This window comes from Sphaerisporangium rubeum, from assembly GCF_014207705.1.
GTDB lineage: Bacteria > Actinomycetota > Actinomycetes > Streptosporangiales > Streptosporangiaceae > Sphaerisporangium > Sphaerisporangium rubeum.
The window spans coordinates 6504730-6522553 of the sequence record NZ_JACHIU010000001.1; the positions used below are offsets into that span (position 1 = coordinate 6504730).

Consider the following 17824-nt stretch of genomic DNA (forward strand, 5'->3'; position numbering starts at 1 on the left):
AACGAGCGAAATTGGACGCATCAGGTATCTGTCCGGTTCCACGGGTTTCATAACAAGCCGATAACGGACCATGCCATTTGTCCGCTTTGGGGCCTCGTGACCAAGATCGGCGGAGTACGGTCGTGGCTTGTCTCTTTACGTACGCGTGGGACCTTCCCGGGCATCCCATGACAAAGAAGGAGCTCAATGAACTCCCGAGCAAAGCGTCTGATCCTCCCTCTCGGTGGCGTGGTCATCACCACCGGCATGATCGGCGCGACCCTCATCACCCCGGCTCAGGCCGAGGTCAAGCCGTCGCCGCGGAAGTCGGGGACGCTGGTGTCCAGCAACGGCGCGAAGGCCATCGCGGGCAGTTGGACCCCCAGCAAGTTGAAGGCGGCCAAGAACTACCTTGAGGACTCCACCCACTCGGGGAACCTCAAGAAGAGCACGCAGAAGGCGTCGGCCGACGGTAAGGCCGGGGCGGTTGCTCCGATCGGGGCCGGCGGCAAGACGGCGGGCACGTCGAAGAACGTCAACCTTCCGACCAATGTCGGCAGGGTGTTCTTCCAGGTGGACGGCAAGCCGTACTGGTGCTCCGGCACCTCGGTGCAGTCCAAGTACCGCAACCTGGTCGCCACGGCCGGTCACTGTGTCTACGACACCGACAAGAACGACTTCGTCGACAACTGGGTCTTCATCCCCGGCTACTACAAGGGCAAGGCTCCTTGGGGTATGTACGTCGGCGCCAAGGTCAACCTGCACCACGACTTCTCGGTGTACGAGGACTACGACTACGACTACGCGTTCGTCAACGTCTACAACGGCGTGAAGCAGACGGGTGACAAGGTCGTCAACAAGGAGACCTTCGACAAGTACACCGGCCCGAAGTGGGCCAAGGACGTCGAGATCTCCGAGTCCGAGTACCAGAAGTGCTACGACGAGCACGGTGGCGAGACGGCCGACTGCTGGTCGAAGGTCACCGGCAGCGAAGTCGTGCTGCCGTGGGGCACCGCGGGTGGCGAGAAGGTGCTCAAGGAGGTGACCAAGGAGGAGTTCGACAAGGCTCCGGCCTGGAACGCCAAGGTCAACTACTCCAAGGCGCCTGCCAAGACGTCCACCGAGATCGTGGACGAGGCCACCTACAAGGCCTACAAGGGCCCCGGCTACAAGAAGATCGTCGACTCGGCGTACACCATCACCCACTACTACGTGAAGTACTGGGTGAAGAAGTCGAGCACGAAGAAGTACTACAAGACGGTCTTCTACATCAAGGAGCTGGCGGACGCCGGCCGTCTCGGTGACAACGTCGGCGGCCAGGGCTTCACCTGGAACCGCAGCACCAAGGCCAAGCAGTTCGCGTTCGGGTACCCGACGGCCGCGCACCTCGACGGCAACAAGGCGTACACCGGCGAGACCATGAAGTGGTGCTACGGCCAGACGTCCCCCGCTCCGGCGGTGTCGAAGTTCAAGGCCGAGGAGCAGATCGGCATCAAGTGCGCGTTCACTCCCGGCGCCACCGGCGGTCCGTTCCTGATCGAGTACAAGAGCGCCAAGCGCACCGGTTACCTCAACGGTGTCGTGAGCCTCACGCTGGACACCGACGGCAACCAGCGGTACGACCGGATCACCACGCCGTACTTCAACGGCGACACGTACGGCATCTACAAGTACGCCGCCAACCTGTACACCGGGAAGCTCTCCACGAGCGCTCGCTGACGCCTGAGCGGTGAGGTAGGGGCCGGGCCTGGCCCGGCCCCTACCTGCGTCCCGGCCCATAACGAAGTGAACCCAGCTCCATCAAGTCACGTGTATCTCAGTAACGAGTCTGGAAAAATCGCCCTTCACTGTTGTGTCCACTGTTTTTGATCACTGGACGGTACGAATGCCCTCCCGAGCGAAGCGGATCACGCTCACGCTGTGCGGCGCACTGGCCGCCGGTGTGATGCTGTCCGCCGTCCCGGGCCCGGCGCAGGCGGCCTCCGGCGCTCCCGACGGCATCACGACCGTCGCGCTCGCGCAGACCAAGACGGACAAGCAGAAGGTCGTCGAGTGGTGGACGCCGGACCGGCTCAAGCACGCCAGCAGTTACGCGCCGCGCAACTCGTCCGGCGGCGGCACCGGCTCGTCGACCGGTTCGACGCCGGCGGCGACACCCGCGTCGGCCGCGGTGGGCCGAGGCGTCTCGTCGGCGAGCAGCAAGGTGACCTCGGTGAAGGGCGTGGTGCCGCCGAAGGCGCCGCCGCGTGGCCTCAGCTCCAGGAACGTCAACCTGCCGCCGACGGTCGGCAAGGTCTTCTTCCGCATCGGTGACGCCGAGTACTGGTGCTCGGCCTCGTCGCTGCACTCCCCGCGGTACGGCAACCTGGTGGCGACCGCGGGTCACTGCGCGTACGACGTCAAGCAGGCCAAACCGGTCGAGTACTGGGTGTTCATCCCCGCGTACACCGGTGACGGCGCGACGCCGTACGGCATCTACGTCGGCCACACGCTGCATCTCAACGAGCGGTACGCCGCCACCGGGGACTTCGACTTCGACTACGCCTTCGTCACGGTGCACCACGGCTATCGGTGGGATCTCGCCAAGAACGCCGACGGCACGCCGGAGAAGGACGCCAAGGGGCTGCCGGTCTACAAGGTGGTGGACACCGGACGGCTGGAGACCAACGTCGGAGGACAGGGGTTCGCGTGGAACCGCGGTCATGTCGTCGCGGCGTACGCCTTCGGCTATCCCGCCGGTCCGCATCCCGACGGCACGCGGCCGTACACGGGACGGCGCATGGAGTCGTGCCTGACGCGGGCCACGAGCAAGATCTCCACTGCCAAGTGGGAGCTGGACAACGGTGTGCTGTTCGGCAAGTGCGCGTTCACGGCCGGCGCGAGCGGCGGGCCCTGGCTGATCAAGTACAGCGGGGTGAAGCGCCTCGGGTACCTCAACGGGGTCAACAGCCTCACGTGGGACCTGAACGGCGACGGCAAGTACGACGGCATCTCCTCGCCGTACTTCAACACGGCGACCTACCAGGTGTACGCGTACGCGACCCGGCAGAAGACCGACTGAGGAGCCGACCCTCCGCGTGAAGAAGGTCCGGCGTCGCCGGGCCTTTCGTCGTTCATGTGGTTCCTGCGGACCGGGGCTTGGGATCGCACCGTTCCCATGAGTCGCCATCTCTGTCCGCGGAGAGACACCAACCACCAACCCGTCCGGTTTGCCCGATTTCCCGGGAGTGCCAGGCCCCTTAGACGTAGCCAGTCCCCGATTTGGCTCCATCAATTCAGTGTGATCTGCGTCACATCAGATGCGACGCACACCGGCACGGTTCACTGGAGTCACATTCGTCCCATTCTGCGCACACACGGGGTGATCTGCGGGAACAGAGGCGGCCGGACCACTTCTGACAGCAGGAGTCGACAGACGGCTTGGTAACGAGCAGGTCACGGCCTGACCGGTGCCGAAAACGCTTCGGTTTGGAGTTACCGCGACGAAGATCTGCTCTGTATGTTCCTTGTTATCCCTTTACTGACGCATGGGGCGCAGGAAGCGTTCCACGCCAGCCCAAGGAGTTCCCTTGAACACCCGAGTCAAGCGTCTCGCCCTCCCGCTGGGTGGTGCTCTCGCCGCCACCAGCATGATCGGCGCCACGATGGTGGCCTCCGCTCAGGCTTCGACCGCTCCGGCCAAGAAGGTCGTCTCCCTGGCCTCCTCCAGCAACGCGCAGAAGGTCGCCAACTACTGGTCCGCCAACGGTGGCGCCAACTTCAAGGCCGCGGCGCAGTACACCGCGAACTCGCAGGTGGCCGGCAAGGTCAAACTCGGCGGCGGCGACGCGACCCCCGACGGCAAGGCCGGCTCGGTTCCCCCCATCGGCCTGGAGAAGGTCACCCCGACCAAGGTCAAGAACGTCAACCTGCCCAAGACCATCGGCAAGGTGTTCTTCACGGTCGGGGACAAGGAGTACTGGTGCTCCGGTTCCTCCGTGCAGGCCAAGTACCGTAACCTCGTCGCCACCGCCGGCCACTGCGTCTTCGACGAGGGCCTGCAGAACGGCGCTCTGGACAACTGGGTGTTCGTGCCCGGCTACTACCAGGGCAAGTCGCCGTGGGGCATCTACGTCGGCAAGGCCGCCTACACCCACTACGACCTGGCCGTCTACGAGGACTACGACAGCGACTACGCTTTCGTGACCGTCTACAACGGCATCGCCTACGCCGGCGAGAAGGCCGTCTCCAAGGACACTTGGGACAAGTGGCAGGGCTACAAGTACGCCAAGGACGTGGAGATCACGGCCGAGGAGTACAAGAAGAAGGTCGACGAGCTCGGCGGCGAGTCGGTCGACGCGTGGGCCAAGACCACCGGCTCCGAGACCGTCATTCCCTGGACCACCCCGGGCGGCGTCGTCGTCTACAAGGAAGTGTCCAAGGACGAGTGGGACAAGGCTCCCAGCGAGAACAGCCCGGTCAACTACCACAAGGCCAAGTTCAAGAAGCCGGTCACCGAGATCGTCGACGAGGCCACCTACAAGGGCTACACCGGCCCGGGCTACAAGAAGATCGTCGACGGCGCCTTCACCATCACCCACTACTACGTGGCCTACAAGGTGAAGAAGACCAGCACCACCAAGTACTACAAGACGGTCTTCTTCATCGAGTACTACAAGGACGCGGGTCGTCTCGGCGACAACGTGGGTGGCCAGGGCTTCACCTGGAACCAGAAGGTCGGCCAGCCGGTCTACGTCTTCGGTTACCCCGCGGCCCCGCACCCCGACGGTGACAAGCCGTTCACCGGTGTCACGCCGAAGTGGTGCTACGGCAAGACCTTCGCCGCCGCCCCGGCTGCGAAGTTCAAGGCCGAGGCCCAGATCGGCCTCAAGTGCTCCATGACCGCCGGCTCCTCCGGTGGCCCCTGGATCCTGAAGTACAGCAGCACCAAGCGCCTCGGCTACATCAACGGTGTCACCAGCCTCATCGGCGACGCCGACGGCAACGGCCGGATCGACTTCAGCACCTCGCCGTACTTCGACAGCGAGACCTACGCGATCTACAAGAGCGCCGCCAACCTCTGGTCCGGCTCGATCGTCACCAAGGACGGCGACCTGGTCACCAAGGCCTGACGTTCTAGGCGACTAGAGCTCAGCGGTGTGATGTAGTACCGCAGCACCAACCAGCAGGGCCCGGCGTTCGCGCCGGGCCCTGTCGGCGTTTCAAGGAGCAGATCGCGATGGATCGGTCCCAACGCACGGAGGTCTTCCGGACGGGGGTCCGCCGATCGCATGAGGCGCTTAGACGTAGCGAGGTCCCGGATCGGCTCCATCAAATCAGTGTGATGTGCATCACATCGACTCGGCCATCACGTACCCTCGAATCACTTTGACCACATTCGAACCATTGGGTTCACATACCGCCTGATCTGCGAGTAAGCATCGCGGTCCGCGACCAGAGGACGGCACCGCCGATCTGGTGATCAGGTTACGGAAGGGTCACGGCATGGCAAGCCGGAAATCTCATAGCCAACGGGGCACACAGCCCAAGATCCGCTATGTATCTTCATGGCTATCCCTTTACTGACGCATGGGGCGCAGGAAGCGTTCCACGCCAGCCCAAGGAGTTCCCTTGAACACCCGAGTCAAGCGTCTCGCCCTCCCCCTCGGTGGCGCTCTCGCCGCCACCAGCATGATCGGCGCCACGATGGTGGCCTCCGCTCAGGCTTCGACCGCTCCGGCCAAGAAGGTCGTCTCCCTGGCCTCCGCCAGCGGCGCGCAGAAGGTCGCGGACTACTGGACCGCCAACGGTGGCGCCAACTTCAAGGCCGCGGCGCAGTACACCGCCGACTCGCAGGTGTCCGGCAAGGTCAAGCTCGGCGGCGGGGACGCGACCCCCGACGGCAAGGCCGGCGCGGTGCCTCCGATCGGTCTGGAGAAGGTCACCCCGACCAAGGTCAAGAACGTCAACCTGCCCAAGACCATCGGCAAGGTGTTCTTCACCGTCGGGGACAAGGAGTACTGGTGCTCCGGCTCGTCCATCCAGGCCAAGTACCGTAACCTCGTCGCCACCGCCGGCCACTGCGTCTTCGACGAGGGCCTGCAGAACGGCGCTCTGGACAACTGGGTGTTCGTGCCCGGCTACTACCAGGGCAAGTCGCCGTGGGGCATCTACGTCGGCAAGGCCGCCTACACCCACTACGACCTCGCGGTGTACGAGGACTACGACAGCGACTACGCGTTCGTCACGGTGTACAACGGCATCGCCTACGCCGGCGAGAAGGCCGTCTCCAAGGACGCGTACGACAAGTGGCAGGGCTACAAGTACGCCAAGGACGTGGAGATCACGCCCGAGGAGTACAAGAAGAAGGTCGACGAGAACGGCGGCGAGTCGGTCGACGCGTGGGCCAAGACCACCGGCTCCGAGACCGTCATTCCCTGGACCACCCCGGGCGGCGTCGTCGCCTACAAGGAAGTGTCCAAGGACGAGTGGGACAAGGCTCCCAGCGAGAACAGCCCGGTCAACTACCACAAGGCCAAGTTCAAGAAGCCCGTCACCGAGATCGTCGACGAGGCCACCTACAAGGCCTACACCGGCCCGGGCTACAAGAAGATCGTCGACGGTGCGTTCACCATCACGCACTACTACGTGGCCTACAAGGTGAAGCTGAGCAGCTCCACCAAGTACTACAAGACGGTCTTCATCGTCGAGCTGTACAAGGACGCGGGTCGTCTCGGCGACAACGTGGGTGGCCAGGGCTTCACCTGGAACCAGAAGGTCGGCCAGCCGGTCTACGCGTTCGGCTACCCCGCGGCGCCGCACCCCGACGGTGACAAGCCGTTCACCGGTGTCACGCCGAAGTGGTGCTACGGCAAGACCTTCGCCGCCGCCGCGGCCGCGAAGTTCAAGGCCGAGGCCCAGATCGGCCTCAAGTGCTCCATGACCGCCGGCTCCTCCGGTGGCCCCTGGATCCTGAAGTACAGCAGCACCAAGCGCCTCGGCTACATCAACGGTGTCACCAGCCTCATCGGCGACGCCGACGCCAATGGCCGGATCGACTTCAGCACCTCGCCGTACTTCGACAGCGAGACCTACGCGATCTACAAGAGCGCCGCCAACCTCTGGTCCGGCAAGATCGTGACCGCCGACGGTGACCTGGTCACCAAGGCCTGACGTTCTAGGCGACTAGAGCTCAGCGGTGTGATGTAGTACCGCAGCACCAACCAGCAGGGCCCGGCGTTCGCGCCGGGCCCTGTCGGCGTTTCCGGAGCGGTTCTGTGGTCGGGCTCTCCATGGCGCGGACGGTGTGCCGGCGAGCCGCAGGAGCGTGTTGAGGGCCGCATGGAGCCTTATGGGGACGTCCTGTCGCGGTGTGAGGCGCTTAGACGTAGAGAGACCCCGGATCGGCTCCATCGAATCTGTGTGATGTACGTCACATTAGCCCTGGCGTCCGGCGGCGTCGGATCACTTTGACCACTTTCGAACCACCGACTTCACATACTGCCTGATCTGCGAGTAAGCATCGACGCCGACGACCGGGTCACGGTGCCACTGATCCGGCGATCAGGTTACGGAAGGGTCACGGCCCGGCAAGGCCGAAAATTCATAGCCAAGGGGGCACACAGCCCAAGATCCCCTATGTATCTTCATGGCTATCCCTTTACTGACGCATGGGACGCACGATGCGTTCCACGACAGCCCAAGGAGTTTCCTTGAACACCCGAGTCAAGCGTCTCGCCCTCCCCCTGGGTGGTGCCCTGGCCGCCACCAGCATGATCGGCGCCACGATGGTCGCCTCCGCCGAGGCCTCGACCGCCCCCGCCAAGAAGGTCGTCTCCCTGGCCTCCTCCAGCTCCGCGCAGAAGGTCGCGGACTACTGGACGAGCAACCGTGGCGCCAACTTCAAGGCCGCGGCGCAGTACACCGCGAACTCGCAGGTGGCCGGCAAGGTCAAGCTCGGTGGCGGCGACGCGAAGGCGGACGGGAAGGCCGGCTCGGTTCCCCCGATCGGTCTGGAGAAGGTCACCCCGACCAAGGTCAAGAACGTCAACCTGCCCAAGACCATCGGCAAGGTGTTCTTCACCGTCGGGGACAAGGAGTACTGGTGCTCCGGTTCCTCCGTGCAGGCCAAGTACCGTAACCTCGTCGCCACCGCCGGCCACTGCGTCTTCGACGAGGGCCTGCAGAACGGCGCTCTGGACAACTGGGTGTTCGTCCCCGGCTACTACCAGGGCAAGGCTCCCTGGGGCATCTACGTCGGCAAGGCCGCCTACACCCACTACGACCTGGCCGTCTACGAGGACTACGACAGCGACTACGCTTTCGTGACCGTCTACAACGGCATCGCCTACGCCGGCGAGAAGGCTGTCTCCAAGGACGCGTACGACAAGTGGCAGGGCTACAAGTACGCCAAGGACGTGGAGATCACGGCCGCGGAGTACAAGAAGTGCTTCGACGAGAACGGCGGCGAGACGTTCGACTGCTGGGCCAAGACCACCGGTAGCGAGGTCGTCGTCCCCTGGACCACCGAGGGCGCGGACACCGCGACCAAGGAAGTCACCAAGGAAGAGTTCGACAAGGCCGCCTCGGTTCCGATGAACCAGAACTACCACCAGGCCAAGGAACTCACCCGCACGGACATCGTGGACGAGGCCACCTACAAGGCCTACACCGGCCCGGGCTACAAGAAGATCGTCGACGGCGCCTTCACCATCACCCACTACTACGTGGCCTACAAGGTGAAGAAGAGCAGCTCCACCAAGTACTACAAGACCGTCTTCATCATCGAGCTGTACAAGGACGCGGGTCGTCTCGGCGACAACGTGGGTGGCCAGGGCTTCACCTGGAACCAGAAGGTCGGCCAGCCGGTCTACATCTTCGGCTACCCCGCGGCCCCGCACCCCGACGGTGACAAGCCGTTCACCGGTGTCACGCCGAAGTGGTGCTACGGCAAGACCTTCGCGGCCAAGCCCGCCGCGAAGTTCAAGGCCGAGGCCCAGATCGGCCTGAAGTGCTCCATGACCGCCGGCTCCTCCGGTGCGCCGTGGATCCTGAAGTACAGCAGCACCAAGCGTCTCGGCTACATCAACGGTGTCAGCAGCCTCATCGGCGACGCCGACGGCAACGGCCGGATCGACTTCAGCACCTCGCCGTACTTCGACAGCGAGACCTACGCGATCTACAAGAGCGCCGCCAACCTCTGGTCCGGCAAGATCGTGACCGCCGACGGTGACCTGGTCACCAAGGCCTGACGTTCCGCTCCACCAGAACGCAGCAGCACCTAACGAAGGGCCCGGCGTTCGCGCCGGGCCCTTCGCCTTGTACGGGCCCCGTCCGGGGCCGACGACGCACGTCGGCCCCGGACGGTGTACCGCGAGCATATGTGATTCGCGTCACACCGGACCTCTCCCACCGCCTGCGCCTCAGTTCATTGGACCGTTTCCACCAGCGCTTCCGAGTGGTGATCAGTGATCCGTCCCTATCGCCACCCTTGTCCAAGCTCATAGGCGGTTGCCGTACTCAGCCCCTATTTCAAGATCCACCGCTAGGTTCATTTACGTCCCTTTAGGGACCACTGGGGCAGGAGTCCTCTCCTGTGGCTAAACAAGGAGTCTCATTGAACACCCGAGTCAAGCGCCTCATGCTCCCTCTCGGTGGCACGGCCGTCGCCACCGGCATGATCGCCGTCTCCCTCACCACCGCCGGCGGCGCCGCCGCGGCCGCTCCCGCGAGTGACCCGATGGCCACCACCAAGGCCGCCGCGATGGAGACCGTCAAGTTCTGGGCGGCCAACGGGGGCAAGTCGCTGAAGTCCGCGACCAAGTACACCGAGGACGCCGCCACCAAGGCGAAGATCAAGCTCGGCGGCGGGGACGCCGAGCCCGACGGCAAGACCGGCACCGTGCCGCCGATCGGCCAGGAGAAGGTCACCCCGACCAAGGTCAAGAACGTCAACCTGCCGCGTACCATCGGCAAGGTCTTCTTCCGCCTCGACGGCAAGACCTACTGGTGCTCCGGCTCGTCGGTCCAGGGCAAGTACCGCAACCTGGTCGCCACCGCCGGCCACTGCGTGTACGACACCGACGCCAACCGCGACACCCTGGACCGCTGGGTCTTCATCCCCGGCTACTACCAGGGCAAGGCGCCGTGGGGCATCTACGTCGGCAAGTCCGCCTACACCCACTTCGACTTCGCGGTGTACGAGGACTTCGACAGCGACTACGGCTTCGTCAACGTCTACAACGGCGTCGAGGCCGGCACCTGGAAGGACGCCGGCCGGCTCGGCGACAACGTCGGCGGCCAGGGCTTCGCGTGGAACCAGCCCATCGGCAAGCCGGTGTACGCCTTCGGCTACCCCGCGGGCCCGCACCCCGACGGCGACTTCCCCTACACCGGTCAGACGCCGAAGTACTGCTACGGCAAGACCACGGCCGCGAGCCCGGTCAGCGCGTTCAAGGCCGAGGCGCAGATCGCCATCAAGTGCTCCTTCACCGCCGGCGCCTCCGGCGGCCCCTGGATCGCCGGGTACAGCAGCACCAAGCGCCTCGGTTACATCAACGGTGTGACCAGCCTGGTCGGCGACAAGGACGCCAACGGCCGCTTCGACTTCGCGACCTCGCCGTACTTCGACAGCGAGACCTACGCCGTCTACTCGCTGGCCGCCAACCTGTGGACCGGCAAGATCGGCAAGTGAGTTCCACCCGGTGACGGGGCCCGGCGAGAACGCCGGGCCCCGTTCCATTTCGTGTGAAGAGCAAGGCAGGTCGGCAAGAAGCCCTGTCCGCCGGCCGGAAACAGCGGACAGGGCTCTGTCGTGAGCCGGTGTGACTACTTGCGCGCGACGCCGTCCTGACGGGCCTGCGCGGCGACGGCGGCGATCACCGCGGGGGCCACGCGCGCGTCGAACGGGCTCGGGATGACGTACTCGGGTGACAGGTCGCCACCCACCACGTCGGCCAGCGCGTGGGCCGCGGCGACCTTCATGTTCTCGGTGATGGCCGAGGCCCGCACGTCCAGCGCGCCGCGGAACACACCGGGGAAGGCCAGCACGTTGTTGATCTGGTTGGGGAAGTCGGACCGGCCGGTGGCCACGACCGTGGCGTGCCGCCTCGCGACCTCGGGGTGGATCTCCGGGGTCGGGTTGGACAGCGCGAACACGATGGGGTCGCGTCCCATGGACTCCACGGCGCTCTCGGCGAGAGTCGAGCCCGACAGGCCGATGAACACGTCGGCTCCGGTGAGCGCCTCCTCGGTGGAGCCGGTGAGCCCGGCCCTGTTGGTGCGGGACGCCAAGACCTGCTTGACGGGGTTCAGCCCGTCGCGGCCCTGGTGAATCAGGCCCTTGGAGTCGGACACCGCGATGTCGCCGATGCCGGCGTTCACCAGGATGTTGGTGACCGCGACACCGGAGGCGCCGGCCCCCGCCACGACGGCCCGCAGGTCGCCGAGCGCACGGCCGGTCAGCCGCGCGGCGTTCTGGAGCGCGGCGAGCACCACGATGGCCGTACCGTGCTGGTCATCGTGGAACACGGGGATGTCGAGCAGCTCCCGCAGGCGGTCCTCGACCTCGAAGCAGCGGGGAGCGCTGATGTCCTCGAGGTTGATGCCGCCGAACGACGGCGCGAGACGTGCCACGGTCTCCACCAGCGCGTCGACATCGGTGCAGTCGAGGCAGACGGGAACCGCGTCCACGCCGGCGAACTGCTTGAACAGCAGGGCCTTGCCCTCCATGACCGGCATGGCCGCGGCCGGGCCGATGTCGCCGAGCCCGAGCACGGCGGTGCCGTCGCTGACCACGGCCACGACGTTGGAGACCCAGGTGTAGTCGTTGACGAGATCCGGCTGCTCGGCGATGGCGGTGCAGACCCGCGCCACCCCTGGCGTGTAGGCCAGGGACAGGTCGTCGGCGTCGCGGACCGGGACGGTGGAACGGATTTCCAGCTTGCCGCCGCGATGCATGGCGAAAGCGGGATCCAGATCGAGATCTTGCAAGGATGCGGAGAACGGCGTGACTGCCACAGCGACCCCTGTGTCGTAAGGACGGATTCCTTCGGTAGACGCCGCTTGGAGCGAGGCCCAGGCTTCGGTAGCCGCCCGGCGGCCGTCGTCGTTGACGGTCGTCTCGTGAGGGGGTACGGGGGTCACCCGTTCGCTCGATTGTGCCACACGAACCCCGCCCCCTGCCGAAGCCCACATGGCACAACTCCCGACACCGGGGCCCCCGTCCCATATCCCACCCCAGAGACCGGCCCGACCCCCACCTCCCCCTTGCTCCCGCCCGTACCCCGTCCTTATCCCCCACTACCTCCACTTCCTCCCCACCACCCGCAAACCACCGCAAACCCCTGCCACCCACGAGAAGCCCTCCTTCTCCCTGGCAGACCCCGTCCACCGACCCCCACCCCATCACCCGAGCATGACCAAGCCGCTTCCCACACCACATGACCCCAACTCCACACCGAAACGACAACCTGCAGCGACACCCTCCACATCCACCCCAACAAGACCAACCCCGCCCCCAGCACCACCTCGACCCCCTTTCAGGCCGACACAACAACCTGCCCCCGCAAGGCCAAAGCTGCCCCCAGCACCGCATGGCTCCACTCATTCCGGCGCCGACGCGGTGGGACGTTGTACGGCGATTCCGGCGCCGTCGTACGGCGGCTCGCCGAGTGGGGTCTCATGGTGGTCGGGCCGGGTGTTCCCATGTCGTGCCATGGCCGACCCCCTGCGTCGGCCGGTCAGATGTCCACCCCGGCCGTACGGACGTCCTTTTCGGCGCCGACGCGGTGGGACGTTGTACGGCGAATCCGGCGCCGTTTACGGCGGCTCGCCCGGGGCTGTCAGACGGGCACCGTGTGGGAAGGATGGGGTGTAATACTCGTAGTTCCTACCCATCCCTTACCTGGACAGGACGTGGACCTCACCTCGTACGCGGAACTCGCGGTGCTGCTGGTCAACAGTGGTCACGCGCTGGACTCCTTGGAGGAGGCCAGGCGGTTTCTCGCCGCCGCCGGTCGTGAGAGGGACGCGGCGCGGCTCACCCGGGCCGATCTCGCGATCCTCTCCGAACTACGGCACGAGTTGATCGCTGTGTTCGCGGCCGCCGCGCGGCAGGACGAGCAGGGAGCCGTCGAGCGGCTGAACGCGCTGCTGACCCTGCACCCGGTGCACCCCCAGATAACCCGGCACGACGGTCACCGCTGGCACCTCCACCTCACTGAAGGCGGCCGGCTCAGCGGCGAATACGCGGCCGGTGCCGTCATGGGCCTCACCGCACTGGTCACGGGCCTCGGCGTCGACCGCCTCGGCGTCTGCCAGGCCGACCCGTGCCGCCGTGCGTACCTCGACACCTCCTCCAACCGCTCCCGCCGCTACTGCTCGGAACGCTGCGCCAGCCGCGCCAACGTCGCCGCCTACCGGGCCCGCCGCCGCGACGCCGCACGCGTCCCGGGCCGCTGACCGGCCGGCCACCGTACGACGGCGCCGGAATCGCCGTACAACGTCCCACCGCGTCGGCACCGAAAGGAGACGTCCGCACGGAAGGGGACGCACCTGACCGGCCGGCGTAGGGGTCGGTGGATGGGGTCAGGTTGGGGAGGGGCGGAAGAGGTGGGTGCGGTGGAGGGGGGCGTAGCGGAGGATTACTCGGCCTAGGAGGGTTGAGGGGGGGAGGGGGCCGAAGTCCCAGCTGTCTTTTCTGCCGGGGGCGCGTTGGTTGTCGCTTTCGAGCCACCAGCCGTCTTTGGTGTGCATGGTGGCGCGTTTGACGATCAGTTGGGACGGGGTGCCGGGGAGGGGGGCGACGACCAGGTCGCCGGGGTGGATGGAGGCGTTGCGGTGGATGAGGAGGAGGTCGCCGGGGTGGAGGGTGGGGAGCATGGAGTCGCCGGCGACGCGGACCTTCATGAACGACATCCGGCTCCTCCGGGGTGAATCGACGCGAGTAAGTTGGGAACCGGGACAACGACTGTTCCCTATTCAAGCGTCAAGGAAGGAAACCGATGCTCGCACGACTGCTGCGGCCGGCTCACGTGGTCTCCGCGCACTGCGATCTCCCTTGCGGTGTCTACGACCCGGCGCAGGCTCGCATCGAGGCGGAGTCCGTCAAGGCCATCATGCAGAAGTACGCCGACAACGACGACCCGGTGTTCCGCGCGCGGGCCCTCACGATCAAGGAGGAGCGGGCCGAGCTGGTCAAGCACCACCTGTGGGTGCTGTGGACCGACTACTTCAAGCCGCCGCACGTCGAGCAGTACCCTGAGCTGCACAAGCTCTTCTGGGACGCCACCAAGCTCGCGGGAGCGGCCGGCGCCAAGGGCACCGTCGACGTCGTGAAGGCCGACGAGCTCCTCGGAAAGATCGAGGAAATCTCGAAGATCTTCTGGGAGACCAAGGCCGCCTGAGCCCCCTGGCCCGTCACCGGCCTCGCGTGGCACCAGGACCACGTGGGGCCGGGACCAGGTCTCGTGGCATAGACGTCAAGACAGGTTCAGCGGGACGTCACGGAAACCGGGCCGCAATCACGCAAGATCAGCACTATCGGCGCGTCCCAATCCTGCATCAGCGGTCCGGGGGCGGTAAGTTGCTAGTCAGCAGCTCTGCGCGAGGAGGAACGTGACCGACGAGACAGCGACGCGTGCAGATGGCATCTCCGACGGCTTGGCGGGGATCCGTGACGCGGTGAGCGTGCGGTTGCCCGCCGCGAGCGCCTACCTGTCGGTGCTCCGTACGGCCACCGCGGGCCTCGCGGCACGCCTCGACTTCACCCTGGACGATATCGAGGATCTCCGTATCGCCGTCGACGAGGCGTGCGCCATGTTGCTCGGCCATGCCGTGCCCGGCACCGATCTGGTGGCCGAGTTCGAGCTGACCGGCCAGGAGATGATCGTCCGGGTCGAGGTGAGCACCGTCGGCCAGGCCGAGCCCAAGCGTGACGACTTCGCCTGGATGGTGCTGACCGCGCTGACCGACAGCGTGGACGCCGAGACCGAGACCCCCGACCGCATGGCCATCGTGCTGCACAAGCGCCGAGGCGCTGCGAGGCCGTTGTGAGCGACAGGGCCCGCGCCGTGGCCGGCAGTGACAGCACCGTTCCCGACCGGGTCCGTGCCCGTGGGTTGTTCAGCGAGCTGTCGGAGCTGCCTCTCGACGATCCGCGGCGTCAGCGCATCCGCGACGAGCTGGTCGAGCTGCACCTGCCGCTGGTCGAGTACCTCGCACGTCGTTTCCGCAACCGCGGCGAGTGGCTCGACGACCTCACCCAGGTGGCCACGATCGGCCTGATCAAGTCGATCGACCGTTTCGACCTGGCCCGTGGCGTCGAGTTCTCCACGTACGCCACCCCCACCATCGTGGGTGAGATCAAGCGGCACTTCCGTGACAAGGGCTGGGCCGTCCGCGTGCCGCGCCGGCTGCAGGAGCTCAAGCTGTCGCTCACCAAGGCGATCAGCGAGCTGTCCCAGCGCCAAGGCAGGGCCCCCACCGTGGCCGAGCTCGCGGCGCACCTGTCGATGACCGAGGAGGAGGTGCTGGAGGGCCTGGAGTCCGCCAACGCCTACTCCACGGTGTCGCTCGACGCGCCGGACTCGGGGGACGACGACGCTCCCGCGGTGTCGGACTCGCTCGGCATCGTCGACGAGTCGCTTGAAGGCGTCGAGTACCGCGAGTCGCTGAAGCCGCTGCTGGAGCGGCTGCCGCCGCGGGAGAAGCGCATTCTGCTGCTGCGGTTCTTCGGCAACATGACGCAGTCGCAGATCGCCACCGAGCTCGGCATCTCGCAGATGCACGTCTCACGCCTGCTGGCCCGCACGTTGGCGCAGCTGCGTGAGGGCCTCACCGCCGAGGACTGACCGGCGGCCGTCCTCATTCCCTGATCATCGCTCGGGTCGTCGGTGGTGCGAGCAGCGCCACCGTGCCGGCCAGCGCGAAAGCCAGCAGCAGCGCACCGGGGACGTACTGCTCGGACTGCACCAGCGACACGCCTACCGGCACGCAGAAGATCTGCGTGACCACACCGGGTGCGCGGCTCCACCGCGCGGCGGACAGCACTCCCCAGGCGACCCACAGCAGCGCGGCGCCGATGACGACGCCGAACGCCGAGATCACGATGGAGTCGCCGAGGGTCGTGGCGCCGCCGGCGACGGTCTCCACACCGGCGTAGCCGCCGAGGCCGATCGCGGTGAGGCCCTCGACCGCGAGCACGGCGGCGGCGACGATCAGGGTCACCGGGCGGTTGAACATATCGGGACCCTACTGGACCGGTGCGCCGGCCCGGCGGCCGGTGGCTACGCTGGCGACATGCGCGCTCTCCTGCTGGTCAACCCCAAGGCCACCTCCACGCACCGGCGCACCCGCCAGGTGCTGATCCGCGCGCTCGGCGCGGCTGTGGACCTCACGGTCGAGGAGACCGCCTACCGGGGTCACGCCTCGCTGCTCGCGGGTACGGCGCGGGCCAAGGGTTTCGACACGGTGGCCGTGCTCGGCGGTGACGGCACCGTCAACGAGGCGGTGAACGGCATGCTGGACGGCGAAGGTGAGCCGCCGGCGCTGATCGTGATCCCGGGTGGTTCGGCGAACGTCATGGCGCGCTCGCTCGGGCTGCCGAACGATCCGGTGGAGGCGACCGGCGCGGTGCTCGAGGCGTTGCGTGAGGATCGCCGCCGCACGGTCGGGCTCGGCAAGGCGACGTGGGACGACGCGGCGATCGGTGGTGGCGTGGCGGGCCGCACCACCAGGAGCAGGTATTTCACGTTCGCCGCCGGCATGGGGTACGACGCGGAGGTGATCCGCGCGGTCGAGGGCCTGCGCGCCGCCGGGTACAAGGCCTCCCCCACCCGGTACATCGGCACGGCGGTGCGCCACTACCTCATGACCGACCGCCACCGTCCGGCGCTGCGCCTGGAGCGGCCGCACAGCCACCCGATCGACGGCATCCACATGGCGATCATCTCCAACACCGCGCCGTGGACGTACGCGGGTGGCCGGCCGGTCAACCCCACCCCGTGGGCCGGGTTCGACACGGGCCTGGACATGCTGGGTCTGCGGCGCATGGGGCCGGTGGCGATGGCGAGCATCGTCCAGCAGATCATCGGTGAGCGCACGGGCCTGGCACGGGGCAGTCACCTGGTGCAACTCCACGACGAGGAGGAGTTCACGCTGGTCGCGCGGCGTCCGACGGCGTTCCAGCTCGACGGTGACTACCTCGGGGAGCGGGAACGGGTGACCTTTGTTTCGGTTCCGGCCGCGTTACACGTTTTGGTCTAAACGCTCACTTCCCGTCATAGTGTGACGCATCCGACATCTAACTCCGGCAAAACCTTCCCCCAAACCTCTTGCGTGACCTGGGCATGCCTGAAAAGCTCAACGTGACGTCGGAACGTAGGACGTTTGAGGGTGCGAACTGTCCTCAAAGGTCCCCGCCGCGGTCACAGCGATGTTTCCTGGACCCCATCCCAAGGTCCAGGCAAAATTTCGCCCTTGCTAGTGAAAGAGTTCACAATCATTCGTCACCGCTCGGAGCCCCCGACGAGGCTCCGCCTACGAAGGAGTGGAACGCATGGACTGGCGCCACCGCGCTGCCTGCCGTGACGTGGACCCCGAGTTGTTCTTCCCGATCGGCAACACCGGCCCCGCACTGATGCAGATCGAAGAAGCCAAGCAGGTCTGTCGTTCGTGCCCGGTAGTCGACTCCTGCCTGAAGTGGGCCCTTGAGTCCGGCCAGGACGCCGGCGTGTGGGGCGGGCTCAGCGAGGACGAGCGCCGCGCTCTCAAGCGCCGCAGCGCGCGCACCCGCGCACGCCTGGCCGTCTGACCGAGCACCACCACAAGCACAAGCACGACCGCGGGACCCCGAGGTCCGCGGACG

The 17824-nt window shown here is 66.3% G+C and carries 15 protein-coding genes; 12 read left to right on the forward strand and 3 right to left on the reverse strand.

The window, feature by feature from the left end:
* Positions 1-186: 186 nt before the first annotated feature.
* The 6 genes from BJ992_RS27420 (at position 187) to BJ992_RS27445 (ending at position 10651) form a co-directional block, all read left to right on the forward strand.
* Positions 187-1698 (forward strand): trypsin-like serine peptidase, encoded by a 1512-nt coding sequence (locus BJ992_RS27420; protein ID WP_184985849.1) that lies wholly within the window; start codon positions 187-189, stop codon positions 1696-1698.
* Positions 1699-1864: 166 nt separating this feature from the next.
* Positions 1865-3040, forward strand: coding sequence for a trypsin-like serine peptidase (locus BJ992_RS27425; RefSeq protein WP_184985851.1), 1176 nt, complete (start codon positions 1865-1867; stop codon positions 3038-3040).
* Positions 3041-3548: 508 nt separating this feature from the next.
* On the forward strand, positions 3549-5090 hold the full coding sequence (locus BJ992_RS27430) for a trypsin-like serine peptidase (protein WP_246496791.1): 1542 nt from the start codon (positions 3549-3551) through the stop codon (positions 5088-5090).
* A 499-nt stretch (positions 5091-5589) separates the two neighbouring features.
* Positions 5590-7131: a trypsin-like serine peptidase gene (locus BJ992_RS27435; RefSeq protein WP_246496793.1), complete on the forward strand. Its 1542-nt coding sequence runs from the start codon at positions 5590-5592 to the stop codon at positions 7129-7131.
* Between the two features lie 539 nt (positions 7132-7670).
* A complete protein-coding gene (locus BJ992_RS27440; protein ID WP_246496795.1) occupies positions 7671-9209 on the forward strand; it encodes a trypsin-like serine peptidase in 1539 nt (512 codons plus the stop codon).
* Between the two features lie 365 nt (positions 9210-9574).
* Positions 9575-10651 (forward strand): trypsin-like serine peptidase, encoded by a 1077-nt coding sequence (locus tag BJ992_RS27445; RefSeq protein WP_246496796.1) that lies wholly within the window; start codon positions 9575-9577, stop codon positions 10649-10651.
* 134 nt (positions 10652-10785) lie between these two features.
* On the opposite strand, the gene BJ992_RS27450 is transcribed toward BJ992_RS27445, so the two are convergent.
* Positions 10786-11916 carry an NAD(P)-dependent malic enzyme gene (locus tag BJ992_RS27450; protein ID WP_184989116.1) on the reverse strand — a complete coding sequence of 377 codons (1131 nt, stop codon included), beginning with the start codon at positions 11914-11916 and terminating at the stop codon, positions 10786-10788.
* A 957-nt stretch (positions 11917-12873) separates the two neighbouring features.
* Here BJ992_RS27450 and BJ992_RS27455 point away from each other — a divergent pair.
* Positions 12874-13419, forward strand: coding sequence for a CGNR zinc finger domain-containing protein (locus BJ992_RS27455; protein WP_184985858.1), 546 nt, complete (start codon positions 12874-12876; stop codon positions 13417-13419).
* A 126-nt stretch (positions 13420-13545) separates the two neighbouring features.
* Here BJ992_RS27455 and BJ992_RS27460 read toward each other — a convergent pair whose 3' ends face one another.
* On the reverse strand, positions 13546-13875 hold the full coding sequence (locus BJ992_RS27460) for a S24 family peptidase (protein WP_343072879.1): 330 nt from the start codon (positions 13873-13875) through the stop codon (positions 13546-13548).
* Between the two features lie 86 nt (positions 13876-13961).
* Between BJ992_RS27460 and sodN the strand changes: the two genes are divergently transcribed.
* The 3 genes from sodN (at position 13962) to BJ992_RS27475 (ending at position 15809) form a co-directional block, all read left to right on the forward strand.
* Positions 13962-14363 (forward strand): superoxide dismutase, Ni, encoded by a 402-nt coding sequence (gene sodN, locus BJ992_RS27465; protein WP_184985860.1) that lies wholly within the window; start codon positions 13962-13964, stop codon positions 14361-14363.
* A gap of 211 nt (positions 14364-14574) precedes the next feature.
* On the forward strand, positions 14575-15012 hold the full coding sequence (locus BJ992_RS27470) for an anti-sigma factor (RefSeq protein ID WP_184985861.1): 438 nt from the start codon (positions 14575-14577) through the stop codon (positions 15010-15012).
* Positions 15009-15809, forward strand: a complete 801-nt coding sequence (locus tag BJ992_RS27475; protein ID WP_184985863.1) for a SigB/SigF/SigG family RNA polymerase sigma factor — start codon at positions 15009-15011, stop codon at positions 15807-15809. Before BJ992_RS27470 ends, BJ992_RS27475 begins: the two co-directional genes overlap by 4 nt.
* 13 nt (positions 15810-15822) lie before the next feature.
* Here BJ992_RS27475 and BJ992_RS27480 read toward each other — a convergent pair whose 3' ends face one another.
* Positions 15823-16200: a hypothetical protein gene (locus BJ992_RS27480; protein WP_184985865.1), complete on the reverse strand. Its 378-nt coding sequence runs from the start codon at positions 16198-16200 to the stop codon at positions 15823-15825.
* Between the two features lie 57 nt (positions 16201-16257).
* Here BJ992_RS27480 and BJ992_RS27485 point away from each other — a divergent pair, with 57 nt between their 5' ends.
* Together BJ992_RS27485 and BJ992_RS27490 are read left to right on the forward strand one after the other, a co-directional pair.
* A complete protein-coding gene (locus BJ992_RS27485; protein ID WP_184985867.1) occupies positions 16258-17223 on the forward strand; it encodes a diacylglycerol/lipid kinase family protein in 966 nt (321 codons plus the stop codon).
* Positions 17224-17515: 292 nt separating this feature from the next.
* A complete protein-coding gene (locus BJ992_RS27490) occupies positions 17516-17770 on the forward strand; it encodes a WhiB family transcriptional regulator (protein ID WP_184985868.1) in 255 nt (84 codons plus the stop codon).
* The last annotated feature ends 54 nt before the right edge of the window (positions 17771-17824 follow it).